Consider the following 22415-nt stretch of genomic DNA (forward strand, 5'->3'; position numbering starts at 1 on the left):
TACTGCAGGCCGCGCCGTGTGATCGATCGCCAACGGCGCCAACCACTGTCGAGGCCGGTACGATCACTCGGCCGCGGCGTCTGCGCGCAGCTCGGGCGCGAACGCCGGCGCGGCTTCCCGGACCAGCCGCCTACCCGGCGATTCCGCCGCGCACCGGCAACACCAGTTGCGCACCCGTCACCGGGTGATCGAGCACCTCGACCGGGTACTGGTAGACCCGCGTCAGCAGTTCGGTGGTGAGGACCTCGCGGGGTGGGCCGTCGGCGGCGATGCGGCCTGCGTCGAGGACGGCGACGCGGTCGGCGTAGGCGGCGGCGACGCCGAGGTCGTGCAGGACGACGACGACGGCCGCGCCGGCCTCGGCGCGCTGGGCGGCCAGGCGCAGCACGGCCTCCTGGTGGCCGAGGTCGAGGGCGGCGGTCGGTTCGTCCAGCAGCAGGGTGGCGGTGTCCTGGGCGAGGACACGGGCCAACGCGACGCGGGCCCGTTCGCCGCCGGACAGGGTGGGGAATGCCTGCTCGGCCAGGTGGGTGACATCGGTGGCGGCCATCGCCGCGGCGATGATCTCGTCGTCGCGTTCGCGCAGTGTGGTGCGCTGCCAGGGGGCGCGGCCCATCGCCACCACCGCACCGGCGGAGAACGGGAACCCCACGGTGTGGCTCTGCGGCAGCACCGCGCGGCGGCGGGCCATATCCAGCGGCGTCCACTGGGTGACCGATCGGCCGTCGAGTTCGACAGTGCCTTCGGTGGGATCCAGTTCGCCGGCCAGCACGGCGAGCAGCGTCGATTTGCCGGCACCGTTGGGGCCGACCAACGCCACCACTTCGCCCGCGGCGACCTCGAAATCGACCTCGGCGAGCACTCGGCGCACCTTCGCGCCACCGCCGCGGCGGTCGACGCTCACCCCGCTCGCGCGCAACGTCACCGAGCCGCGGTCGGGCGCGGCCGGCAGTTCATGTGCCCGGGCGAACACCGTGTCCAATCCGGCCTTGAGCCCGGTCATCCGGCGACCATCCTCGGTGTGCGGCCCGCAGTGTTCTCGGGCGTTGCCACAACGGCGATGCCGGCCGCATCGGTGAACACGAGCCGGTCGCATGGACCGACCGGGCGTGGCCGGCCGGCGGGCGGGTGGTTGGTCCCAGCATCATGTGCCGCCCGGCGCGCGGTGCGCGACGCGCCGGGACCCCTCGGCGCGCGAGGCCGCTCGATCATGCCCAGCCTCCCGAGCGTGCCCGGGTGCGGCGCAGCAGCCAGAAGAAGAAGGGGCCGCCGATCAGCGAGGTCAACATGCCCAGCGGGAGGTCGGCATTGTCGACCAGCGAACGGGCGGCCACGTCGGCGGCCAGCAACACCACCGCGCCGAGCACGGCGCTGAGCGGGATCAGCACCCGATGCCCCGGTCCGACCAGCATGCGTACCAGGTGGGGCACGATCAGCCCGACGAACAAGATGATGCCGCTGAACGCCACACCGGCGGTGGTCAGGATCGCCACCATCACGATGACGTTGCGCCGCAACCGCTCCACATCGACACCGAGGTGCCGGGCCGCCGATTCACCCAGCGACAGCAGATCCAGTTTCGGCGCCACCACGATCGCCGCGCACACCCCGACGACGGTGAGCACGGCCACCACCCACACCGCCGACCAGGTGGCGCCGTTGAGGCTGCCCAACTGCCAGAACACGATCTGGTCGCGCGCCGCCGGCGAGGCGACGAACAGCAGGAACGCGATGAGGCCGCTGGCGAAGGCGTTGATGGCGACACCGGTGAGCACCAGCGTCACCACTTCGGTGCGGCCGTTGGCGCGGGCCAGCAGATACACCAGCGCCGTGGTCGCCAAACCGGCCACGAACGCGGCCGCGGCCACCGACCAGGCCGCCACGAACGCCCCGCCCACCACGATGACGGTGCCCGCGCCGACCGCCGCACCCGCCGACACTCCGATCACGCCCGGTTCGGCCAGCGGATTGGCGAACACACCCTGCAACAACGCACCGGCTGTCGCCAACGCGGCGCCCACCAGGATCGCCAGCATCACCCGCGGGAACCGCACCTCCCACAGCGTCACCTCGCCTGCGGGATGCGCGGGCATCGGCCCCCAGTCCAGGCCGATGCGGTGCAGTACCGACCCGGTCACTTCGGCGATGCTCGTCGGTACCTGTCCGATCGCCGCCGACGCCAGCGCCAGCACGATCAGCGCCGCGATCGCCGCCGCGAACACCACGGTCGTGCGGGACCAGCGGGCTGTCGCCGGCCGTCGTTCGGCGAGCTTCACCTGCTCGTTCATGCGCCCGCCCCGCGGCGGCCCGGACGGCCATGGCGCGGTGAGATGCCGGTGATCTGCCGAGCCTTCGCGCCGACGGGCCGTTCGTTGCCGCGGCGCGCGCCGCCGAGCCCACCGCGTCCGGGGATGACGCTCATGCGCCTGCCGGACCGTAGACGGCTTCGCTGAGCGCTTCGATGACGCGACCGGTGTTGGGCCCGAAGCTCAGCAGCACCGCATCCGACATGTCCACGATGCGCTGATTGCGCCCGGCCGGGGTCTGCGCGATCCCCGGGATCTTGGCCACCCCGTCGACCCCGCCCACCGATTTCAGGCCGTCGGTCATCACCAGCAGCACGTCCGGGGCGGCGGTGATCATGGCTTCGCTGGTGATCGCGGTGAACGGTTCGCTCACCCCGGCTTCGGTGCCTGCGTCGCGCCCGCCGATGGCGGCGATCAACGCATCGGCACCCGAACCCGGCCCGGCCAGCATGGTGATGGCGGTGGACCGCAGGTACAGGAACGCGATCTTGAGCGGCGGATTCTGCGCGGGCACGGCGGCGGAGGCGGCGGCGATCTCGTCGCGGGTGCGCTGGGCCAGCGCCTGACCGCGATCCGGGACACCGAGCGCGGCGGCCACGGCCTCGATCTGCGGGACGACGCCTTCCATGGTGCGCTGCGGATCGAAGTAGACGACCGTGACGCCGGTGGCGCGCAGCTGCTCGCGCACCGCCGGTGAGGCGCTGGTGGTGTCGGTCAGGAACACCGTCGGGCGCAACGCCAGGATGGATTCGACGTTCAGTGAGCCGTTGCCGCCGGTGACGTTGGGCAGATCGGCGACTTCGGGAAACACGCCGGCGGTGGAGCGTCCGACGAGGTTGTCGCCGAGCCCGAGCGCCCACACCGTTTGCATCAGGGTGCCGTAGCGGTCGGCGGCGATGATGCGGTCGGCGGAGCCGACGGTGACCTCGGTGCCGTCGAAGGAGCGCACCGTGGCGGGCAGGACCGGGGTCGGTTCCGGGCCGATCGGCACCGGCGCCGCGTCGGCCAGCTGCGCGGTGGCCGGGCCGCGGCGGCCGTCGACGGCGCCCTGACTGCCGGCATCGCACCCGGTCGCCACCACCAGCACGCCGAGTGCGAGCACCGCGAGCAGCGCTCGGACCCACCCGGATCGGACACGGTCATACCTCATGAAGGCAAGCCTAACGGCGGGTCCGCCGGCGGTGCGGCCTCGGTCCGGCAGATCACAGCCGAATCCCCTGGCGCGCGGGCAATCCACCACGGCTAGTCGGTGCGCGCGCTCACATCGTCGAGCGCGGCGGCGATGGCCCGCGGCAGCTCGAGGGTCTCGGCGGCCAGCACGCCGGTCAACTGGCCGATATCGCGGGCGCCGACGAACATGCTCGCCACTCCGGGGCGGTCCCGGATCCAGGCCAGCGCGACCGCCAGCGGTGAGGTCGCCAACCCGTCCGCGGCGGTCACGAGTGCGTCCACCACGCGGGTGGCGCGGTCGTCGAGCCTGCCGCGGATCTCGGCGGCGGTGGCTTCATCGGCGCCGCGGGAATCGGCGGGAACCCCGTCGCGGTACTTGCCGGTGAGGATGCCGCCGGCCAGCGGTGCGGTGGCGATCATGCCGACGCCGTGGTGGGCCGCGGCGGGCACGGTGTCGTCCTCGGCGCTGCGCGCCAGCAGCGAATACGGCGTCTGGGTGACGGTGATCGGCGCCATCGCGGCCAGGCTCGCCAACTGCCAGGCGGTGAACCCACGCACCCCCGCGTACCGCACCCGGCCCGAACGCAGTGCCAACTCCACCGTGGCGGCCACCTCCTCGAGCGGGGTGCGCGGATCCCAGGCCGCGATGTGCCAGATGTCGAGATGATCGGTGCCCAGTTCGAGGAGGGTGCGATCCAGTTGCCGCAGCAGCGTCCGGCGTGAGGTGTCCACACCGATGCCCGGAACCTGCGGCAGCGGGGGTGTGCCGTCGGCGGCGGGCGGGGCGGGCCGCGGATGCAGACCCGCGCACCCGCTGAGCACCAGATCGTCGCGGGAGACCAGATCGCCGAGCAGATCGGCCAGGATCCGCTGGGCCGCGCCGCCGGCGTAGACCGGGGAGGTGTCGACCAGGGTGCCACCGGCCTCGACGAACGCCATCAACTGCACCGCCGCCTGGTCGGCATCGGTGCGGCTGCCCCAGGTGTGGGTGGCCAACCCGATCCGCGACACCCGCAGGCCGCTGCGACCGACCGTCCGCTGTTCCATCACCGTGTCCGCGCATTCGTCACGGCGCCAAGCGTAGAGCCTGATCCGCCGGTGCGGTCCCTCTCGCGCGCCGGGTCGCGCGTCGTGTGGGCCACACCGCAGGCGCCCAACCCCGTCCGGCGTCGTCGAGGTCGACACGGTACTGTCGCTGCGAGATAGCGGTCCGAACGCCGGGGTCACCCGCCGATGAACCAATCATCTTCTCGGAACGGACATTTCGGCGGCAGTACAGGAGGGTGAGTGATAGGCGAGTCGATGACCTGGCTCCAGGCGATAGTGCTCGGCCTGGTGCAGGGGCTGACCGAATTCCTGCCGATCTCTTCCTCCGGACATCTGCGGATCGTGTCGTCGGTGTTCTTCGGCGACGACGCGGGCGCCTCCTTCACCGCCGTCACCCAGCTCGGCACCGAGGCCGCGGTGCTGGTGTTCTTCGCCAAGGACATCTGGCGCATCGTGAAGGTGTGGTGTTCAACGGTGTTCGAGAAGCTGACCCAGCGTTCCCGCGAGACCGTGCCGCTCAGCGAACAGGTCACCACGAAACTGCCCGTGGTCACCGGATCCGGGCCACTCGGCTACGACCCCGACGCCGACGCGCAACGCGAACTCGACTACCGCATCGGCTGGTATGTGATCATCGCCACCATCCCGATCGGTGTGCTCGGGTTCCTGTTCAAAGACATCATCCGCACCGGTGCCCGCAACCTGTGGCTGGTGTCGTTCATGCTGATCGCGTTCGCGCTGGTGATCGCGGCCGCCGAGTATTACGGCCGCAAGACCCGCCCGATCGAACAGCTCACCACCCGCGACGGTCTGATCATGGGCTTGGCGCAGTGCCTGGCGCTGATCCCCGGCGTGTCCCGTTCCGGCGCCACCTCCAGCGCGGGTCTGTTCCTCGGTCTCGAACGCGAGGCCGCGGTGCGGTTCTCGTTCTTGCTCGCCATCCCCGCCGTCACCGCCTCGGGCCTGTTCAGCCTGCCCGACGCGTTCGAACCCGCAGGTGAGGGCCTCAATGCCAGCGGCGCGCAGCTGCTGGTGGCGACGCTCATCGCCTTCGCCGCCGGTTACGCCTCGGTCGCCTGGTTGTTGCGTTTCGTCAGCAATCACAGCCTCTACTGGTTCGTCGGCTACCGCATCGTCCTCGGTGTGGTCGTGATGGGTCTGCTCGCGGGCGGGGTGGTGTCGGCCACGTGATCGCTAGGCTGGCGCCATGACGGTGATTCTGCTGCGCCACGGTGTGTCGACCTCCAACACCGCGCACACACTGGCCGGCCGCAGCCCCGGCGTCGAACTCACCGACCGCGGCGCCGAACAAGCCCGCTCGGTAGCCGAACGCCTGGGCGGGCTCCCGATCCAGCAGATCGTGATCTCACCGATGCTGCGCTGTCAGCGCACCGTCGCCCCGCTGGCCGAGAAAACCGGCCTGGAACCGGTGGTGGAGGCTCGGCTGGCCGAAGTCGACTACGGCGAGTGGACCGGCCGGGCGATTTCCGAACTGCTGCAGGAACCGCTGTGGAAGGTCGTGCAACGGCACGCCTCCGGCGCGGTGTTCCCCGGCGGCGAAGGCCTCGCCGACGTCCAGACCCGCGCGGTGGCCGCGGTCCGCGAACACGACCGCACCCTGGCCGAGGCGCACGGCGGCGACGTGCTGTGGGTGGCGTGCACGCACGGCGACGTCATCAAATCGGTCCTCGCCGACGCGCTCGGGCTGCACCTGGACGGCTTCCAGCGCATCGTGGTCGAACCGGCCTCCATCAGCGTGGTCCGCTACACCCCGACCGCGCCGTATGTGACCCGGATCAACGATACCGGTCCCGATCTCGACGGCCTGGCCCCCGCACCCGCTCGTGCGTCCGCCGAGTCGGGTCCGGTGCCCGGGGGTGAGATCGGTGCGGCCGGGAACACGGATAATGGGAATGCGCGGCCCAGCGATTCCTTGTCATGAGTAGTCGGCCGAACCGGGCACTCGCGGCCGCGTCGACCCCGATACGGGCGCCGCGGGCCGAACATGATCACGTATCAGGAGGTGCATGTGTCACGAGCAATCCATGTATTTCGCACCCCCGAACGTTTCGTCGCCGGAACTGTCGGTGAGCCGGGCGATCGCGCGTTCTACCTGCAGGCCGTGCAAGAACCCCGGGTGGTCAGCGTGCTGCTGGAAAAGCAGCAGGTGAAGGTGCTCGCCGACCGCATGGGTCTGCTGCTGGACGAGGTGGCACGCCGCTTCGGCGCCGAGGTGCCCCCGCAAGCCGACGACGTCAGCGACAACGCGCCGCTGGTCACCCCGATCGACGCCGAGTTCCGGGTCGGCACCATGGGCCTGGGCTGGGACGCCGACGCCGGCGCGGTCGTGGTCGAACTGCTGGCGATCACCGAAACCGAGGTCGACGAATCGGTGGTGCTCGACGACACCGAGGAAGGCCCCGACGCGGTCCGGGTGTTCCTGACCCCGATGCAGGCCCGCGAATTCGCGCTGCGCTCGGCGCGCGTGATCGCGGCCGGACGCCCACCGTGCCCGCTGTGCGGGGAACCGCTGTCGGCGCGCGGGCACATGTGCGTGCGCACCAACGGCTACAAACGCGGCGACATCTTCGGCGCCACCGAGCTGGAGGAGTGAACCGTGCCCGCGGCAGGTGACGAGTTCACCACCGGCGAGCTGACGGTGATCGGGCGCGTGACCACCGCGAGCAACCTCACCCTCGTCTGCGATATCGGTGACGGCGAAGCCCCGCTGCGGGTGGTGTACAAGCCGGTGCGCGGGGAACAGCCGCTGTGGGATTTCCCCGACGGCACCCTCGCCGGCCGCGAAGTGGCCTCCTACCTGATCTCCCAGGCGCTGGGCTGGTCGGTGATCCCCGAGACGATCCTGCGGGATGGCCCGTTCGGGCCTGGCATGGTGCAGCGCTGGATCACCGCCGCCGACAACCACACCGACCGCGGTCACCGTCTCGACCTGGTCGACCTGTGCCCGCCGGGCGCGGTACCGGAGGGCTTCTGCGAGGTGCTGCGCGCACTCGATCCCGAAGGCAACGAGGTCTCACTCATCCACGCCGACGACCCGCGCCTGCACCGGATGGCGGTGCTGGATGTGCTGCTCAACAACGCCGACCGCAAGGGCGGGCACGCCCTGGAAGGCATCGACGGCCAGGTGTACGGCGTGGACCACGGCATCTGCCTGCACACCGAGCACAAACTGCGCACCGTGCTGTGGGGCTGGGCCGGTCGGCCCATCGACGACGCCCTGATCGCCGATATCGAATCCTTCACCAACGCCCTGCCGGGCGAGCTGGCCGACACCTTGTCCGCGCATATCACCGATGCCGAGATCGACGCGTTGCTCGATCGCGCCAAGCGGCTGCTCGACGAGCCGGTCATGCCTCTGCCGGTGACCGCGCGGCCCATTCCATGGCCGGCGTTCTGAGCATTCCCCGGGGCATCGGTTCTGCCTGAGCCAAACCCTTGACATCGCCGCGCGGCCGGTTTCGTGCAGGTCCGCGCCCGCGTATCGCATGCCGTGTCACGCGTGTGCGCCGGGGTGGGCGCCGACGGCCTCGACGCCACCTTTACCCTCGAAGAATGCAGTCCTGGTCCGATACCCCGATCCCGACGGTCCCCGGAGCAGGACCCCCGTTGCGGTTGTACGACACCGCCGACCGGCAGGTGCGCCCGGTGACTCCCGGCGCCACCGCCACCATGTACGTGTGCGGCATCACCCCCTACGACGCCACCCACCTCGGCCACGCCGCGACCTACCTCACCTTCGATCTGATCAACCGGATCTGGCGCGACCGCGGCCATGAGGTGCACTACGTGCAGAACGTCACCGACGTCGACGACCCGCTGTTCGAACGCGCCGCCCGCGACGGCGTCGACTGGCGCGAGCTGGGCACCAGCGAGATCGAGCTGTACCGCGAGGACATGACCGCGCTGCGGATCGTGCCGCCGCGCGACTACATCGGCGCCATCGAATCGGTCGACGAGGTGGTCGAGTTCGTCGGCAAACTCCTCGCCTCCGGCGCCGCCTACACCGTCGACGATGCCGAATTCCCCGATATCTACTTCCGCGCGGACGCCACCGAACAGTTCGGTTACGAATCCGGCTATGACCGGGCCACCATGGAGCGGTTGTTCGCCGAACGCGGCGGCGACCCGGACCGTCCGGGCAAACGCGACACCATCGACGCGCTGCTGTGGCGCGCGGCCCGCCCGGGTGAGCCGTCGTGGCCGTCGCCGTTCGGGCCGGGACGCCCGGGCTGGCATATCGAATGCGCTGCGATCGCGGTGAACCGGCTGGGCACCGAGTTCGACATCCAGGGCGGCGGTAGCGATCTGATCTACCCGCACCACGAGTACTCGGCCGCGCACGCCGAGGCGCTGGTCGCCGGCCGCCGCTTCGCCCGCCATTACGTCCACGCCGGGTTGATCGGTTTGGACGGGGAGAAGATGTCGAAGTCCAGGGGCAACCTGGTGCTGGTATCGAAGCTGCGCCGCGCCGGGGTGGATCCGGCCGCGATCCGGTTGGGGCTGCTGGCCGGCCATTACCGCCAGGACCGCATGTGGACCGACGCCGTGCTCGACGAGGCTGTGGCCCGGCTGGACCGCTGGCGCCGCGCTGCCGCCCTGCCCGCCGCGGGCGCAGCGACCGACACCATCGCCCGGCTGCGTCAGCACCTGGCCGACGATCTCGACACCCCCAAGGCGCTGGCCGCCATCGACAACTGGACCGATGAGGCCCTCACCTACGGCGGCACCGACACCGACGCCCCCGCCGCGATCGCGACCGCGGTGGACGCCCTGCTCGGCGTGCGCCTGTGAGCAGCTGAACCGAGCTATCCCGGGGCTTTCCTGCTGTCGAACACCGGTACCGCGCGCCGGGGCAGGAATGGCACGGACTGCTGATCCGGCAGCGTGAACTACGGAACCTCCTCGAACCGGCGTCAGCTCAGCGTGCGGAGGCCGCGGTGTCGATGCGCACCAGGACTTGTTCGGTGCCGTCTATCGCGAATCGGGCCGCGGCCGAACGGATGTAGCTGTTGAAGCGGGCCAGCTGCTGCGGGGTCAGCGGCTCGATGGAGGCGTTCCCGCTGCGCCAGCGCAGCCCGGTGCGCAGCCGCACCCGCGGATCGGCCTCGATGTTGCGCACCCAGTCCGCGCGGCGCCCGTGCACCGACACCAGCAGCATCTGCTCACCGTCGGTGATGCCGCGCGCCAGCGGTTTGCGCCGCGGGAGACCGGATTGCCTGCCGGTGGTTTCCAGCACCACCCAGAACGGGACGATCGGCGCCAAGAACTTCGCCCCCGGCCCGGATAGCCGCCAAAAGCGCAGGACCCCATCAGGTCTTGTCGACTGCGTCATCGCCTCACCCTAGCCGTATGCCGTGCGCCGGCAACAGTGTTCACCGCAACAGGTGTGCCGGCACACGATGCTGGGCAGGCCCGGGAGCGTTACGGCCACGACTGAGATGAGCTGTGGCGTCTTGGTCCGGGCGCCACAGGGCTGCCGGACGGAGCGGCGATCCAGCACCGCCGGCCGGTACATCCCGGCGCGTCCGAGGGACTAGGTGAGCGCTTCGATGGCGGTGGCGAACATCGTCTGCTTGATGGCGGCCAGGGTACCTGGATCCTTGGCGCCGAGCGGGGCGAGCAGCTGGGTTGCGGCGGAGACGAGTTCGCCTTCGGGTGCGGTGGCGTCGACGATGCCGGCGGCCGCGGCGTCCACACCGCCCCAGCGGCGGCCGGTGGTCATGGAAGCGACCGCGGCCTGCGGGGTGAGCTTGGCCTGGATCAGGGCCGCCATGCCGGGGGTGAACGGGATCCGGATATCGACCTCGGGGAAACAGAAGTAACCGCGGTCGGCGCGCATGACGCGGAAGTCGTGGGCGATGGCGAGCATCGCGCCGGCGCCGAAGGCGTGGCCCGGCATGGCCGCGGCGGTCGGCACACCGAGGGTGAGCACGCGCGCGAAGAGGCTGTGGACCTGGGCGACGTACCAGTCGGCGCGTTCGCCGTTGGCCGAAAGCCATTCCAGGTCCAGGCCGTTGGAGTAGAACTTGGCGCTCGCGGTGGTGACGAGGGCGTGGGCGCCGTCGGCGAGGACGGTGTCGAGGTGGGCGTTCAGCTCGTCGAGGAAGGTGGGGGAGAAGCGGTTCTCGCCGTCACCGAGATCGAGGACGGCGATCTTGTCGTGGTAGTCGAGGGCGGGCATCAGGGCTCCTTGTTCTTCGGGATGTGGTCGGGTGGTCCGACGTCGAGGACGGCGCGCACCGCCGCGTCCAGCTGCCGCCGGGCATGGGGTGCGTCGATCTGATGGCGGCGCAACAGGATCGCTGTGGGGAGATCGACCAGGCAGGTGGTGATGACGGCGACGGCGCGGCCGTCGCGGCGATCCCACATCGCCTGCGCCAGCCGAATCATCAAACCCACCAAGGCTCGATCGGTGCCTGCGAGTTCGTCGGCGATGGCCTCGGGCAGTTCGTCGCCGAGCAGCTGTTCGCGGGAGATGGTCAGCAACAGCGCCGAGGAGTCCGGGTGCTCGCGCGCGAACAGTGCGGGCGTGGCCGCGGCGGCGGCGACGGCGCGTACGCAGGCGGCGGAGCCCGGCTGCGGTGCGGCCGGGAGGACGGCGTCGACCTGCGCGGTCTGCAAGTCCAGAAACCGGTGTGCCGCCCGCAGCCAGGTCCGTGCCAGCAGCTCGGCCCGCGAGCCGAAGCTGTGGTAGATCGCGCCGTTGGAGATCCCGGTGGCGGTGGCGACGGCCCGGATGGTGACCGCGGCGGGACCGGAGCGCGCGGCCAGGTGTTCGGCGGCGTCGAGGACGGCGTCGGGGTCGTGGATGCGCGGGCGGGGCATGCCGCCACAATAACAGAGCGGGTGCTCTGTTATTGAGGTGTGATCGGCGCAGCCGTCACGTAGGTAGGCGAGTGCTGGTACCGCTGCCCGGGTGCCGCGCATCGTCGGTTCCCTGCGGCGTTCGGGTGTGCGGCGTCCTGTTCCCTTCCCGCGCTTAATGTTTCATCAGGTAACTGGTACCCGGTGGCACTCTGTAATCGGCGTCGCGACTCGGCTACCCTCGGGCCAGCCGACGACACGATGGGGTACCGTTCGGTCCTTCCACCCAGCCCATACCAGAAGAACGGCGCCGTATGTCACGAGTGGTCACCAAGGAGCAGTACTTTCACACCGGACTGGAAGTGCTGGCCGAACTCGGCTTCAAAAACCTCAATATCGGTGTGCTGTGCCGGCGCCTCGGTGTCACCAGCGGCTCCTTCTACCATCATTTCGGCAGTTGGCAGGGTTTCGTCGACGCCCTGCTCGACCATTGGGAAAACCGCCAGGTCCTGATCCTGCGCACCCTGAACTTCAATCAGGGCCATCCCGACGACGACATCCGCGCCATGTCCGATCTGGCGCTGGGCCTGCATCATGCCGCCGAAGCCGCCATCCGCGCGTGGGCGGCCAATGACGAATCGGTGAATCTGGCGGTCAAGCGGGTCGACGAATCCCGTCGGCGCACCGTGCACAAGGCGATCAAGGGTGTGGTGGGTGATGACGAGACCGCCGCTGTGGTCACCGAACTGGGGATGGCGATGCTGATCGGGTTCCAGCAGACCGCGACCGGTGAGCAGCCGATCGGACTGGACCGGCTGCTCACCGAGTACGCCCGCCTCATCTACACCCACGCCCGGCGGGTGGGCGCAGGCTCGTAGAGTGGAGTGATGGCGGGCGCGCTCGTCGTCGACCGATCACGGTGGCTGGGTCACCGCTGGCAGCGCCATGGCTTCGGCGCCGACGGCACGGATCTGGACGAGCTGCTGCTGCTCGGCATCCAGGACGGGCGACCCGATCGCGCGCTGCGATCGCTGCGAGCTCGTTCCGTGTCGGCGGGCATCGGTCCGGACGGGCCGCTGGTGGCGATGTGGTCGGTACGTGGGGCACCGCATGTGCATCGGCTGGATCGCCTCGACTTCGTCACCGCGGCCAATACGCCGCTGCCCACCGACTCCGGAGGCGCGGATCTGGTCGCCGCGGTGGAGGCCGTCGCCGAGGCGTTGCGTGCGGTGGTCACCGGTCCGATCTCGAAGTCCGACGCCAGCACTCGGGTCACCGAATGCGTGCCGGACACGTTGGTGAGCTGGTGTGAACGCTGCCAGGCGCGGCATGTGCCCGACGCATTGTTCCGGACCGCGGGCTGTCGGGCGCAGATCCTGGTGGGTTCGGATGATCGGCGCGGCACCGTGTTGCGGCCCGCGCCCGCGCATCCACGTGAGCGTCCGCGGCAGGCGCGCGCTCGGCTGCTCGACACCTTCTTCGGAATCAACGGCCCGACCACCCGAGCCCTCTTCGCCGAATGGCTCGGGGTCGAACCGGCGGATGTGGCCGGCGTGTGGAAGGCCGCCGATCTGGTGCCGGTCACCGTCGACGGGCGACGCTATAGCCTGCCCGCCGCCCTCGTCGACGATCTGCGCACCGCGGCGGCGGCCGAGGGCACGGTGCTGGTTCCGCCGCATGATCCGTATCTGCGGCACGCCGATCGTGTTCTGCTGGTGCCCGAGCCGGCCCGTCGCCGGCTGGTGTGGCGGCCGGTGTCGGCGCCCGGCGCGGTACTCGACGCCGGTGAGGTGGTGGGTATCTGGCGCTACCGGCGTGGTGAGAACCTCCTCACGGTGACCGGATTCGCCGCGCTGCCCGCGGGTCTGCGGCGCCGCGTCGAACGGGCCGCCGCCGTGGTGGCCGACGCGTCGGGTCTGCCCGATGTCGCGGTCGCCTTCGACGATCATCGCGCGGATGCGCGGTAGCAACACCGTCGATCGCTGGTTCGCACGGCGAACCAGCGGCGGTGCGACGACAATGGATCGATCAGCCGGTCGAGGAGGCAGCGATGAGACTCACCGCAGACGACGTCCGCGCGGTCACGTTCAGCAGGCCGCGGTTCGGTGCGCGCGGCTATCGGGAGGATGAGGTGGATGGTTTTCTCGACCGGGTCGAAGCCACCTTGCGTGGTACCGATCGGTTGACCCCGGCGGAGGTTCGTGACATCGCGTTCCGGCGGCCGCGTTTCGGTCAGCGTGGATACGACGAACAGGAAGTCGATGCCTTCCTGGACCTGGTGGAGAAGACTCTCACCCGATAGCGGCGTCGTTGCGCCACATCAGGATCCGCTGAGCAGGCCTGCGATGATCCGCGGGTGCCGAGACAGCGGCGGAGTTATCGCCGCAGATGCTGCTCGAGGGTGTCGATCGAGTCGATGCCGGCAAGGACGGTCCGCGCCCGGACCCGCCGCCCACCCTTGGGTGCGGGCGGGCAGATCGGTGCTCAGCGTGATCCGGACCAGTGGCGGCGACGGTGCACGCACCACCGTCAGCAGGCCCGGGTCGGGGTCGGGGGAAGTCGAGGCCGAGTGTCATGCATGGTTCACCTCTCGTGGTCGGTGAGGTGGGGGCGCTGCGGCGTTACCGCGGCGGCGTGCGACTGTGGTGCCGACTCCACGCCTGACCTGTGGAGCAGCGGTCAGTTCGGGGATCGGTTGGTCATCGCGGCGACGAGCCCGCCCAGTGGTGCGGCGGTGGCGTCGCGGTACTCGGTGGGGGTGATGACGCGGCGGTCGCGCAGCAGGCGCAGCGCGGTGGCGAGGTCGGCGTCGAGGCGCTGCCGGGCGGGGTCGGGGAGCGCGGCGACGGCGTCGAGGGCGCGTTGGTAGCGGTGGCTGCCCGGGGCGGGGCCGAGTGAGGTGGCGTGCAAGCCGGTGAATCCCAGCGCCAGCGCGACGAGCGTCAGGTACAACACGGGGGTGGGGGTGGTGCCGCCGGTGGCCGAGCCCCAGATCCGGCTTTCGAGCATCCCGATGCCGATAGCGGGGATGAAGCCGACGGTGAACACCACGCCGCCCCATATCGCGTCGGCGCCGGTGCCGTAGCCGCGCCAGGCGCGCACCCAACCGGTGATCTGGAGTCCGGCGCAGACGCCCATCAGTGTGCCGGCGATCATCCAGGCGGTGCGCGGGTGCGCGGAGCCGAGCCAGAACGCGACCACACCGGCGGCGGCGACGGTGACCGCGGCGGCGCAATACCAGCCACCACGCCACGGCAGGACCCGTCCGCGGACCCGGAGCAGCAGCTGAATGTGCGGATAGTCGGTGAACAGGTGCGCCTCGAGCGCCTCCCAGCTCGCTCCGAACAGGCGCCGCCGGTGCTGCGCCCATGCGGTCGCCGGCGCCGATTCCGCTGATACGACACTCATCTAGGCCTCCCACCTGCCCGCCGCCAGTGTGACAGCTGGTCATTGCCTGTTCGAGCGGCACACCAGCGGGCGGGGTGGCTGGTACTCGCCGACCAGGACGGGGGCGCTGTGACGTCGCGGTCAGTGCAGGTGGATCGGCATGTGCACGAGCCCGTGCAGGGCCAGCCCGTCGCGGGGGACGGGGGTGGCGGCGAGGGCGAGGCCGGGGAAGCGGCGTAGCAGGGCGGGGAAGGCGATCTGGGCTTCGAGGCGGGCCAGGGGCGCGCCGAGGCAGTAGTGGATGCCGCCGCCGAAGGACAGCGGTGGTTCGCCGTCGCGGTCCAGTCGCAGGTGGTGTGGGTGGTCGAAGATGTCGGGGTCGTGGTTGGCGGCGCCGAGCAGCATGACCACGCGCCGGCCGGCGTCGAGGTGGAGTCCGGCGACGTCGATGGCTTCGGGTGCGGTGCGTGGGGTGAGCAGCTGCACGGGGGAGTTGTAGCGCAGCAGTTCCTCGACCGCGGTGGTGGCCAGTTCGGGGCGTTCACGCAACTGCTGGGCTTGGCCGGGGTGGTCGAGCAGGGCGCGCAGGCCGTTGGCGAGCAGGCCGGTGGTGGTTTCGAATCCGGCGGCGAACAGCAGCGCGGCCATGGTGATCAGTTCGTCGTCGGGCAGTCCGTCGTCGGGGGCGGCGAGCGCGGAGAGCAGATCGTCGGCGGGTTCGCGGCGGCGGCGGGCGATCAGTTCGCGCAGGTAGTCGGTGATGGTGTCGGCCGCGGTGTCGGCGGCGGCGACGGTGGGTTCGTCGAGCCGGTCCAGGACCGCGGTCCAGTCCCGCACCAGTGGCTGGAAGCGCATCCGGTCGGCTGCGGGGATGCCGAGCAGTTCACCGATCACGGTGACCGGCAAGGGGAATGCGAATTCGTCGATGAAGTCGATCGGGCCGTTCATCGCGGCGGTGTGCATCCGGTCGAGCAGCCCGTCGACCAGTTTCTCGATCGCCGGCCGCAGCCCAGCGACTCGTCTGCTGGTGAACGCGCCGGACACCAGCCGCCGCAGCCGGGTGTGTTCGGGCGGGTTGGCCACCAGCATGCTGCCGAAGATCAACCGCAACCCGGGCGGCCGCTGCTGCCAGTGCGGGAATCCGTTGGCGGCAAGCGAGGTTTCCGGCCGTTTGCGGAGCCGATGGTCGCGTGCCAGTGCCGACACCACACGGTATCCGGTGACCACGATGGTCCCGTCGGGGGCGACAACCGCCGGTCCGCAGGCCCGTAGCTGCTCATACAGCGGGTAGGGGTCGGCGCGGCCTTCGGGTTCGGCGAGCTGCATCAACACTTTTCCCACGATGTGCGCCGTGTCCGCGCTCATGCACGCCCCCTGGTCCGTCGTGACAACGCTCCCCGACGAGGCTACCGGCTGTACGCGGCCCGCGCCGCCGCCTCCGCGCCGGGACCTGATGCGGTTGTGTCTTTCTCCAATCGGTGCCGGGCGTCGCGGTGGGAATGCTCGGATTCGCGGTCGATGCGGTCCGCGCGGGTGTCCGGAACTTCTAGCGTCGCGACGAGTTTCGAATCTGAACCGGTGAGTTCCAGTGCGATCGATGCGGTGGCTTGCCGGGGTGCGTGAGAGGACGACACATGGGTTGGGCAATACGACGGGCCGCGCAGGCCGCAGCGGTGCTCGCGGGATCGGCGCTGCTGGCCGCCGGGCCGCTACCACCGGGGAACGCGGCACCCGAGCCGGCGGTGACCGAACAGCAACTGGCGGACCAGATCAACGCCACACAGCCGGGCGCAGCGCAGGCCGGTGCGGTGTCGGGTAGCGCGGGCGCGCCGGCCAGCCGGTCGATGGTCGCGGCCGGGCCGGGCCCGGAGGCGACGGCCGCGCTGGCCGCCTTCGCCTACGGTCTGCTGCATCCGAATGCGGCGCCGCCGGGCGCCAACGACTGGAATTGCCGCCCCACTCCGCAGCATCCGCGTCCGGTGGTGTTGATGCACGGGTCGTGGATGAACGCCTATGACAGTTTCGCGTACCTGTCGGCGCGTCTGGCGCGGGCGGGTTTCTGTGTGTTCGCCCTCAATTACGGGCAGTTGGGTGTGCTCGAGGGCGGCGGTCTCGGTCCGCTGATGCCGGGCCGCAACGCGGTGGGGCCGATGGCGCAATCGGCGCGTCAGCTCGCCGATTTCGTGGATCGGGTGCTGGGGGAGACGGGCGCGGAATCGGTCGATATCGTCGCCCATTCCCAGGGCGGTACCGTGGCCGCCCACTACCTGAAATTCGAGGGCGGCGACACCGACGTGGACCGGCTGATCACCCTCGGCGCCACCCATCACGGCACCAGCCTGCTCGGCATCGCCGCGCTCGGACGCGCAATCAATGATCTCGGCCTGGACATCCTCGGGTTCAATCAGCTGTTCGTCGGCCCCGCCAATATCGAGCAGGTCATCGGATCCCCATTTCTGCACGCGCTCAATGCCGGCGGTGACACTGTCGCCGGTGTCGACTACACCGTGATCGCCTCCCGCTGGGATGAAATCGTCAACCCCTACGATCTGACGTTCCTGCGGCCCGGCCCCGGCGCGACCGTCGCCAACCTGACGGTGCAGGACGGCTGCGAACAGGATCTGTCCGATCACCTGACGATGATGTACTCCCCGCGCGCGATGTCGATGGTGCTGCGTGCCCTCGACCCCGCCGCGCACCCGGAGCTGGTGTGCGCCTTCAATCCGTGGCTGATCGGTGGCGGCGGCGGGCTCTGACGGTGCGGGCCGGGCGACTAGGCGGACGCGGCTGCGCGGCGCAGCGCGTCGAGGGTGGTCTCGGGTGAGGTGTTGAAGCAGAACCGGATTCCCGGGGCCTCCTCGACGAGGACGTTGACCAGGCGTTCGAACAGCAGAGTGTGCTCGGGGAGGGCCCGCACCGCACCGCCGAGCATGACGAGGTCGAACGTCTGGGCGGCCAGCAGCTCGCGGACTGTGGATTCGGCCTGGGCGGGTGAGGCCTGCACCATGCAGGGCGTGACATCGAATTCGGTGTCGCGGAGGGCGGCGTTGGCGGCGTCGACCCTGGCCGTGAGTTCGGCCTCGTCCAGGCCCGGGTTTCGACCGTAATCCATGGCGTGTGGATGCAATCCGATGGTCAGGGCTCGCAGGCGGGCGGGTGGTTCGGACACTCGTCGATACCTCCAGGAAGGGTGTGTGACCGCCCGTCCGCATGAGACGATGGGCCCTGTTCACCCCGATATAGCTTTAACAACAAAGGTATTTTAGGGAGAAAGGTATGTCAACCGACGACGCTCTGTCGCTGGACGACAGTGTCCGGGCCATGGTGCTGCTCATGCCGCGCCTGGTCGGCCGCGCGAAACGCCTGCCGGTGCCCGAAGCGCTGCGATCGTTCGATCTGGCACCCCGGCACCTGTCGCTGCTGACCTACGTCCTGTTCGACGGACCGCTCACCGTCAACGAACTGGCGAAGCGACTCGAGGTCGCGCCCACCACGGTGAGCTTGATGGTCGGCGATCTCAGCCGCCAAGGCGTCCTGGACCGCCGCACCGACGACAACGACCGCCGCCGCACCCTGGTCGCCATCGCCGACGCGCACCGCGAAGCGGTAACGGCCTGGCTCGGTGGTGCGGATCGGGGATGGCGTGCCGCGCTGGGACCGCTGACCGCCGACCAGCGCGCCTTGGTCATCGCCACACTCCGCGCCTATGAGGAGGCCGTCGCTTCCGAGTGAGCGTGGCCGCCGGTGACGTGCCGCTACTGGTGTCCGGTCCAGTCGTAGCTCAGGGCCGCGGCGCGGCTCCACTGCCGGTAACCACGGTCGCGGCCGGCGGCCGAAACGGCAGGCTCCCAGCGCCCGGCGATATGGCGGTTACGGCGCAGCCCATCCACATCGGGCCACAACCCGACCGCCAGCCCCGCCGCGTAGGCCGCACCAAGTGAGACGGTTTCGGCGAACAGCGGCCGCTGCACCGGCACCCCGAGCGCATCGGAGATCTGTTGCATCAGCAGATTGTTCGAGGTCATGCCGCCGTCCACGCGCAGTTCGGTCAGGGGCCTTCCGGTGTCGGCGTTCAATGCCTCGACGACCTCCCTGGTCTGCCATGCCGTGGCTTCCAGCACCGCCCGCGCCACATGCCCGCGGGTGATGTAGGAGGTCAGCCCGGCGATCACCCCGCGCGCTTCGGCCTGCCAGCGGGGCGCGAACAATCCCGAAAACGCAGGCACCACCGAGCATCCACCATTGTCGGCGACGGTGGCGGCGAGCGTTTCGATCTCGGGTGCGAAGTCGATGAGCCCGAGCCGGTCACGCAGCCACTGCACCAGCGAACCGGTCGAGGCGATCGAACCTTCCAGCGCGTAGTGGGCGGGCTCGTCACCGAGCCGGAAACCCACCGTCGTCAGCAACCCGTGCTGTGACCGCACCGGCGCGGTACCGGTATTCGACAGCAGGAAAGCCCCGGTGCCATACGTGCATTTGGTTTCCCCGGCCGCGAAACAGGTCTGCCCCACCAGCGCGGCCTGCTGATCACCCAGCGCGGCCGCTATCGGGATACCGGACGGCTCGATCACGGTCCGGCCGTACACCTCGGCGCTGGAACGGATCTCGGGCAGCATCGCCCGCGGGATATCGAAGAACTCCAGCAGCCGCCGATCCCAGTCGAGGGTGTGCAGGTTCATCAGCATGGTGCGCCCGGCGTTGCTGACGTCGGTGACGTGCACGCCGCCGGTGAGGTTCCAGATCAGCCAGCTGTCCATGGTGCCGAACAGGATGTCGCCGCGTTCGGCGCCCGCGCGCAGGCGTTCGTCGCGGTCGAGTAGCCAGCGGATGCGGGGGGCGGCGAAATAGCCGAGCAGCGGTAGCCCACTGAGTTCGCTCACCTCGTCGACCCCGGGCCTGGCGGACAGGTGCGCGACGAGGTCGTCGGTTCGGGTGTCCTGCCAGACAATGGCATTGCCCACCGGGCGGCCGGTGCGCCGATCCCACAGCACCGTCGTCTCACGTTGATTGGCGATCCCGATCCCCACCACCTGCCCGGCACCGATCCCGGCCGCGGTGATCGCCCGCCCGATCAACGCCTGCACCTGGCGGCGCACCTCGTTCGCATCGTGTTCGACCTGCCCGGCCGCCGGATACAGCTGACGATGCTCACGCTGCAGCACCGACACCAGCTGCCCGGCCGCGTCGTAGACGATGGCGCGACTCGACGTCGTGCCCTGATCGACGGCCAGCACATACCGGTTGCTTGCCCGCCGCGGCGCCCTCATCGCCGCACCCGCGCCCGATCGGCGGCGATATCGGCCGAGATCGCCGCCGCTGCCGACCGCACCACCTCAACCAGCCCCGCCCGCGCGGCACCGCTCACCCGGTCGACCGACCCCACCACACCGATCGCGCCGACGACGCGTCCACCGGGATCGCGCACCGGCGCCGCCACCGACGCGCGTTCGGCCGCGAATTCACCGACGTCGATGGCGAACCCCTGCGCCCGCGCCTGCGCGATCTCGGCGTGCAGCGCACGCGGTGCGGTGATCGTGCGGTGGGTGTAGCCGGGCAGTTCGCCGCCACGTTCGGCGAGGCCGGGTGTGTAGGCGAGCAGCACCTTGCCCAGCGCCGTCGCATGCAACGGCAGCACCACACCCACCCGCAGCCGCTGCGGCGACCGATCGGGGCGGAACACGTGATGCACGATCTGCACCCCCTCATCGTGTACCGCACCCATCCGCACCGATTCCCCCGACCGCGCAGCCAGAGTGTCGGCCCAGTTCATCGCATACGAGCGCAGCACATTGGTGTCCATACCCGCCCCGGAGGGCGCCGCACCCATCCGGTACTTCCCGGTGCGCGCATCCTGGGTCACATACCCCACCCCGTGCAGGGTGCGCAGCAACCCGTGCACCGTGGCCTTCGGCAGCCCCAGCGCACCCGCCACCTCGCTCACCCCGATACCGAACGGCGCCTGCGCCACCAGCGCCATGATCGCGGCGGCTCGCTCGATCGACTGAATGGGTCCGGGCACCCCACCACCGTAGCGGGTGAACCGTTCGACATTGTCGAACGCACCCCGTTGTGGGCAGTGGCGAGGCTGCCTACGTTCGGCGGTGGCCGCTCCTGCGACGGGGCAGCGAGCCCCGACCGCGGAGAACAGATGACCGACTTCATCGGCGCCCTCGACCAAGGCACCACGAGCACCCGATTCCTGGTCTTCGACCACACCGGAACCGTCGTCGCCGGCCACCAGCTCGAACACCAGCAGATCCTGCCGCGCCCCGGCTGGGTCGAACACGACCCGCTCGACATCTGGGAACGCAGCTGCACCGTCATCCGGACCGCCCTGGACCGCCACGGCCTGCGCTCGAGCGACCTCGCCGCCATCGGACTGACCAACCAACGCGAAACCACCGTCATCTGGGACCGTCACACCGGCCGCCCGCACCACAACGCCATCGTCTGGCAAGACACCCGCACCGACCGCATCGCCGCCGAACTCGACGCCACCGCGGGCCCACTCATCCGCCACCGCACCGGACTGCCACCGGCCACCTACTTCTCCGGCGGCAAAATCCGCTGGCTGCTCGACACCCAGCCGGGCCTGCGCGCCGCCGCCGAACGCGGCGACGCCCTCGCCGGCACCATCGACACCTGGCTGCTGTGGAACCTCACCGGCGGCACCCGCGGCGGCATCCACCGCACCGACGTCACCAACGCCGCCCGCACCATGCTCATGGACCTCGACACCCTCGACTGGGACGACGAACTGCTCACCCTGTTCGACATCCCCCGCGCCATGCTGCCCACCATCACCGCCTCCGCCCACCCCACCCACTACCGACACACCCACCCCGACGGCCCCCTCGCCGCCGCCGTCCCTATCGCCGCCGCCCTCGGCGACCAGCAGGCCGCCATGATCGGACAGGTCTGCTTCGACCCCGGCCAAGCCAAGAACACCTACGGCACCGGCAATTTCCTGCTCCTCAACACCGGCACCACCCCCGTCCGATCGACCAACGGCCTGCTCACCACCGTCTGCTACCAACTCGGCGACCAACCCGCCGTCTACGCCCTCGAAGGCTCCATCGCCGTCACCGGATCCGCCGTCCAATGGCTCCGCGACCAACTCGGCATCATCCCCGCCGCCGCCCACAGCGAAACACTCGCCGCGCAAGTCACCGACAACGGCGGCGTCTACTTCGTGCCCGCCTTCTCCGGCCTGTTCGCCCCGCACTGGCGCTCCGACGCCCGCGGCGCCATCGTCGGCCTCACCCGCTACGCCACCAGCGCCCACATCGCCCGCGCCACCCTCGAAGCCATCGGCTACCAAACCCGCGACGTCATCGACGCCATGACCAGCGACTCCGGCGTCGACCTGCACGTACTGCGCGTCGACGGCGGCGTCACCGCCAACGACCTGTGCATGCAGATCCAAGCCGACATCCTCGGCGTCCCCGTCAGCCGCCCCGTCATCACCGAAACCACCGCCCTCGGCGCCGCCTACGCCGCGGGCCTGGCCACCGGCTACTGGCGCGACACCGGCGAACTACGCCGGCACTGGCGCGAAGACACCCGCTGGCACCCCACCTGGACCGAACAGCAACGCGCCGACGGCTACTCGGGCTGGACCGAAGCCGTCGGCCGCACCCTCGACCGGTCCACCCCCCTGACCACCACCTACTAACCAGA

At 70.3% G+C, this 22415-nt stretch carries 23 protein-coding genes; 11 read left to right on the top strand and 12 right to left on the bottom strand.

Translation table 11 applies throughout. The features are described 5' to 3' along the window. Nucleotides 1-130: 130 nt before the first annotated feature. From AC4HOU_RS22170 to AC4HOU_RS22185, 4 genes are all read right to left on the bottom strand, one after another. Nucleotides 131-1003: a heme ABC transporter ATP-binding protein gene (locus AC4HOU_RS22170; protein ID WP_195007145.1), complete on the bottom strand. Its 873-nt coding sequence runs from the start codon at nt 1001-1003 to the stop codon at nt 131-133. A 205-nt stretch (nt 1004-1208) separates the two neighbouring features. Then, on the bottom strand, nt 1209-2288 hold the full coding sequence (locus tag AC4HOU_RS22175; protein WP_194990900.1) for a FecCD family ABC transporter permease: 1080 nt from the start codon (nt 2286-2288) through the stop codon (nt 1209-1211). 130 nt (nt 2289-2418) lie between these two features. After that, nucleotides 2419-3456 carry a heme/hemin ABC transporter substrate-binding protein gene (locus tag AC4HOU_RS22180; RefSeq protein ID WP_163815410.1) on the bottom strand — a complete coding sequence of 346 codons (1038 nt, stop codon included), beginning with the start codon at nt 3454-3456 and terminating at the stop codon, nt 2419-2421. 92 nt (nt 3457-3548) lie between these two features. Beyond that, on the bottom strand, nt 3549-4523 hold the full coding sequence (locus AC4HOU_RS22185; RefSeq protein ID WP_490725110.1) for an aldo/keto reductase: 975 nt from the start codon (nt 4521-4523) through the stop codon (nt 3549-3551). Between the two features lie 255 nt (nt 4524-4778). Between AC4HOU_RS22185 and AC4HOU_RS22190 the strand changes: the two genes are divergently transcribed. From AC4HOU_RS22190 to mshC, 5 genes are all read left to right on the top strand, one after another. Next, entirely contained in the window at nt 4779-5714 is a 936-nt protein-coding gene (locus AC4HOU_RS22190; protein ID WP_228815071.1) for an undecaprenyl-diphosphate phosphatase, read from the top strand. A 16-nt stretch (nt 5715-5730) separates the two neighbouring features. Beyond that, the gene (locus AC4HOU_RS22195; protein WP_194990898.1) at nt 5731-6465 is read left to right on the top strand and encodes a histidine phosphatase family protein; all 735 of its coding nucleotides are present in this window, start codon (nt 5731-5733) and stop codon (nt 6463-6465) included. 87 nt (nt 6466-6552) lie between these two features. Continuing rightward, nucleotides 6553-7137, top strand: a complete 585-nt coding sequence (locus AC4HOU_RS22200) for a DUF3090 domain-containing protein (protein ID WP_014351002.1) — start codon at nt 6553-6555, stop codon at nt 7135-7137. Between the two features lie 3 nt (nt 7138-7140). Next, a complete protein-coding gene (locus AC4HOU_RS22205; protein WP_194990897.1) occupies nt 7141-7941 on the top strand; it encodes an SCO1664 family protein in 801 nt (266 codons plus the stop codon). A gap of 155 nt (nt 7942-8096) precedes the next feature. Then, nucleotides 8097-9335 carry a cysteine--1-D-myo-inosityl 2-amino-2-deoxy-alpha-D-glucopyranoside ligase gene (mshC, locus tag AC4HOU_RS22210; RefSeq protein ID WP_194990896.1) on the top strand — a complete coding sequence of 413 codons (1239 nt, stop codon included), beginning with the start codon at nt 8097-8099 and terminating at the stop codon, nt 9333-9335. Between the two features lie 127 nt (nt 9336-9462). Here the strand turns inward: mshC and AC4HOU_RS22215 are convergent, their stop codons facing one another. The 3 genes from AC4HOU_RS22215 to AC4HOU_RS22225 all read right to left on the bottom strand — a co-directional run bounded on the left by AC4HOU_RS22215 (nt 9463) and on the right by AC4HOU_RS22225 (nt 11369). Then, the gene (locus AC4HOU_RS22215; RefSeq protein WP_490725111.1) at nt 9463-9876 is read right to left on the bottom strand and encodes a nitroreductase/quinone reductase family protein; all 414 of its coding nucleotides are present in this window, start codon (nt 9874-9876) and stop codon (nt 9463-9465) included. A gap of 201 nt (nt 9877-10077) precedes the next feature. After that, nucleotides 10078-10725: an enoyl-CoA hydratase-related protein gene (locus tag AC4HOU_RS22220; protein ID WP_490725112.1), complete on the bottom strand. Its 648-nt coding sequence runs from the start codon at nt 10723-10725 to the stop codon at nt 10078-10080. After that, nucleotides 10725-11369 (bottom strand): TetR family transcriptional regulator, encoded by a 645-nt coding sequence (locus AC4HOU_RS22225; protein ID WP_490725113.1) that lies wholly within the window; start codon nt 11367-11369, stop codon nt 10725-10727. The genes AC4HOU_RS22220 and AC4HOU_RS22225 overlap by 1 nt, the downstream gene beginning before the upstream one ends. 293 nt (nt 11370-11662) lie before the next feature. Here AC4HOU_RS22225 and AC4HOU_RS22230 point away from each other — a divergent pair, with 293 nt between their 5' ends. The 3 genes from AC4HOU_RS22230 to AC4HOU_RS22240 all read left to right on the top strand — a co-directional run bounded on the left by AC4HOU_RS22230 (nt 11663) and on the right by AC4HOU_RS22240 (nt 13650). After that, nucleotides 11663-12226, top strand: a complete 564-nt coding sequence (locus tag AC4HOU_RS22230) for a TetR/AcrR family transcriptional regulator (protein WP_036537348.1) — start codon at nt 11663-11665, stop codon at nt 12224-12226. A 9-nt stretch (nt 12227-12235) separates the two neighbouring features. Then, nucleotides 12236-13315 carry a DNA glycosylase AlkZ-like family protein gene (locus AC4HOU_RS22235; RefSeq protein WP_490725114.1) on the top strand — a complete coding sequence of 360 codons (1080 nt, stop codon included), beginning with the start codon at nt 12236-12238 and terminating at the stop codon, nt 13313-13315. Between the two features lie 83 nt (nt 13316-13398). Next, nucleotides 13399-13650: a DivIVA domain-containing protein gene (locus tag AC4HOU_RS22240; RefSeq protein ID WP_163815431.1), complete on the top strand. Its 252-nt coding sequence runs from the start codon at nt 13399-13401 to the stop codon at nt 13648-13650. A 377-nt stretch (nt 13651-14027) separates the two neighbouring features. Here the strand turns inward: AC4HOU_RS22240 and AC4HOU_RS22245 are convergent, their stop codons facing one another. Both AC4HOU_RS22245 and AC4HOU_RS22250 read right to left on the bottom strand, forming a co-directional pair. Beyond that, a complete protein-coding gene (locus AC4HOU_RS22245; protein ID WP_490725115.1) occupies nt 14028-14756 on the bottom strand; it encodes a hypothetical protein in 729 nt (242 codons plus the stop codon). Nucleotides 14757-14876: 120 nt separating this feature from the next. Next, the gene (locus AC4HOU_RS22250) at nt 14877-16100 is read right to left on the bottom strand and encodes a cytochrome P450 (protein ID WP_490725116.1); all 1224 of its coding nucleotides are present in this window, start codon (nt 16098-16100) and stop codon (nt 14877-14879) included. A 269-nt stretch (nt 16101-16369) separates the two neighbouring features. Here AC4HOU_RS22250 and AC4HOU_RS22255 point away from each other — a divergent pair, with 269 nt between their 5' ends. Beyond that, nucleotides 16370-17491 (top strand): esterase/lipase family protein, encoded by a 1122-nt coding sequence (locus tag AC4HOU_RS22255; RefSeq protein ID WP_490725117.1) that lies wholly within the window; start codon nt 16370-16372, stop codon nt 17489-17491. A 17-nt stretch (nt 17492-17508) separates the two neighbouring features. Here AC4HOU_RS22255 and AC4HOU_RS22260 read toward each other — a convergent pair whose 3' ends face one another. Next, entirely contained in the window at nt 17509-17904 is a 396-nt protein-coding gene (locus AC4HOU_RS22260) for a hypothetical protein (RefSeq protein ID WP_218586484.1), read from the bottom strand. A gap of 107 nt (nt 17905-18011) precedes the next feature. Between AC4HOU_RS22260 and AC4HOU_RS22265 the strand changes: the two genes are divergently transcribed. Then, entirely contained in the window at nt 18012-18467 is a 456-nt protein-coding gene (locus AC4HOU_RS22265; protein WP_490725118.1) for a MarR family transcriptional regulator, read from the top strand. A gap of 23 nt (nt 18468-18490) precedes the next feature. Here AC4HOU_RS22265 and glpK (AC4HOU_RS22270) read toward each other — a convergent pair whose 3' ends face one another. Both glpK (AC4HOU_RS22270) and AC4HOU_RS22275 read right to left on the bottom strand, forming a co-directional pair. After that, nucleotides 18491-20002 (bottom strand): glycerol kinase GlpK, encoded by a 1512-nt coding sequence (gene glpK, locus AC4HOU_RS22270; RefSeq protein ID WP_490725119.1) that lies wholly within the window; start codon nt 20000-20002, stop codon nt 18491-18493. Continuing rightward, nucleotides 19999-20754 (bottom strand): IclR family transcriptional regulator, encoded by a 756-nt coding sequence (locus AC4HOU_RS22275; protein WP_163817975.1) that lies wholly within the window; start codon nt 20752-20754, stop codon nt 19999-20001. Before AC4HOU_RS22275 ends, glpK (AC4HOU_RS22270) begins: the two co-directional genes overlap by 4 nt. A 129-nt stretch (nt 20755-20883) precedes the next feature. On the opposite strand from AC4HOU_RS22275, the gene glpK (AC4HOU_RS22280) reads away from it, so the two are divergent. Beyond that, a complete protein-coding gene (glpK, locus tag AC4HOU_RS22280) occupies nt 20884-22410 on the top strand; it encodes a glycerol kinase GlpK (protein ID WP_490725120.1) in 1527 nt (508 codons plus the stop codon). Nucleotides 22411-22415: the final 5 nt, after the last annotated feature.

It is taken from the genome of Nocardia sp. JCM 38205 (genome assembly GCF_058222935.1).

What these genes read in the sequence shown, in the direction of transcription:
- AC4HOU_RS22170 (WP_195007145.1), bottom strand. Translation starts at nt 1,003, where the DNA reads ATGACCGGGCTCAAGGCCGGATTGGACACGGTGTTCGCCCGGGCACAT.
- AC4HOU_RS22215 (WP_490725111.1), bottom strand. Translation starts at nt 9,876, where the DNA reads ATGACGCAGTCGACAAGACCTGATGGGGTCCTGCGCTTTTGGCGGCTA.
- AC4HOU_RS22180 (WP_163815410.1), bottom strand. Translation starts at nt 3,456, where the DNA reads ATGAGGTATGACCGTGTCCGATCCGGGTGGGTCCGAGCGCTGCTCGCG.
- AC4HOU_RS22240 (WP_163815431.1), top strand. Translation starts at nt 13,399, where the DNA reads ATGAGACTCACCGCAGACGACGTCCGCGCGGTCACGTTCAGCAGGCCG.
- AC4HOU_RS22220 (WP_490725112.1), bottom strand. Translation starts at nt 10,725, where the DNA reads ATGCCCGCCCTCGACTACCACGACAAGATCGCCGTCCTCGATCTCGGT.
- AC4HOU_RS22245 (WP_490725115.1), bottom strand. Translation starts at nt 14,756, where the DNA reads ATGAGTGTCGTATCAGCGGAATCGGCGCCGGCGACCGCATGGGCGCAG.
- AC4HOU_RS22250 (WP_490725116.1), bottom strand. Translation starts at nt 16,100, where the DNA reads ATGAGCGCGGACACGGCGCACATCGTGGGAAAAGTGTTGATGCAGCTC.
- AC4HOU_RS22175 (WP_194990900.1), bottom strand. Translation starts at nt 2,288, where the DNA reads ATGAACGAGCAGGTGAAGCTCGCCGAACGACGGCCGGCGACAGCCCGC.
- AC4HOU_RS22225 (WP_490725113.1), bottom strand. Translation starts at nt 11,369, where the DNA reads ATGCCCCGCCCGCGCATCCACGACCCCGACGCCGTCCTCGACGCCGCC.
- AC4HOU_RS22235 (WP_490725114.1), top strand. Translation starts at nt 12,236, where the DNA reads ATGGCGGGCGCGCTCGTCGTCGACCGATCACGGTGGCTGGGTCACCGC.
- AC4HOU_RS22185 (WP_490725110.1), bottom strand. Translation starts at nt 4,523, where the DNA reads ATGGAACAGCGGACGGTCGGTCGCAGCGGCCTGCGGGTGTCGCGGATC.
- AC4HOU_RS22195 (WP_194990898.1), top strand. Translation starts at nt 5,731, where the DNA reads ATGACGGTGATTCTGCTGCGCCACGGTGTGTCGACCTCCAACACCGCG.
- AC4HOU_RS22255 (WP_490725117.1), top strand. Translation starts at nt 16,370, where the DNA reads ATGGGTTGGGCAATACGACGGGCCGCGCAGGCCGCAGCGGTGCTCGCG.
- mshC (WP_194990896.1), top strand. Translation starts at nt 8,097, where the DNA reads ATGCAGTCCTGGTCCGATACCCCGATCCCGACGGTCCCCGGAGCAGGA.
- AC4HOU_RS22230 (WP_036537348.1), top strand. Translation starts at nt 11,663, where the DNA reads ATGTCACGAGTGGTCACCAAGGAGCAGTACTTTCACACCGGACTGGAA.
- AC4HOU_RS22265 (WP_490725118.1), top strand. Translation starts at nt 18,012, where the DNA reads ATGTCAACCGACGACGCTCTGTCGCTGGACGACAGTGTCCGGGCCATG.
- glpK (WP_490725120.1), top strand. Translation starts at nt 20,884, where the DNA reads ATGACCGACTTCATCGGCGCCCTCGACCAAGGCACCACGAGCACCCGA.
- AC4HOU_RS22190 (WP_228815071.1), top strand. Translation starts at nt 4,779, where the DNA reads ATGACCTGGCTCCAGGCGATAGTGCTCGGCCTGGTGCAGGGGCTGACC.
- glpK (WP_490725119.1), bottom strand. Translation starts at nt 20,002, where the DNA reads ATGAGGGCGCCGCGGCGGGCAAGCAACCGGTATGTGCTGGCCGTCGAT.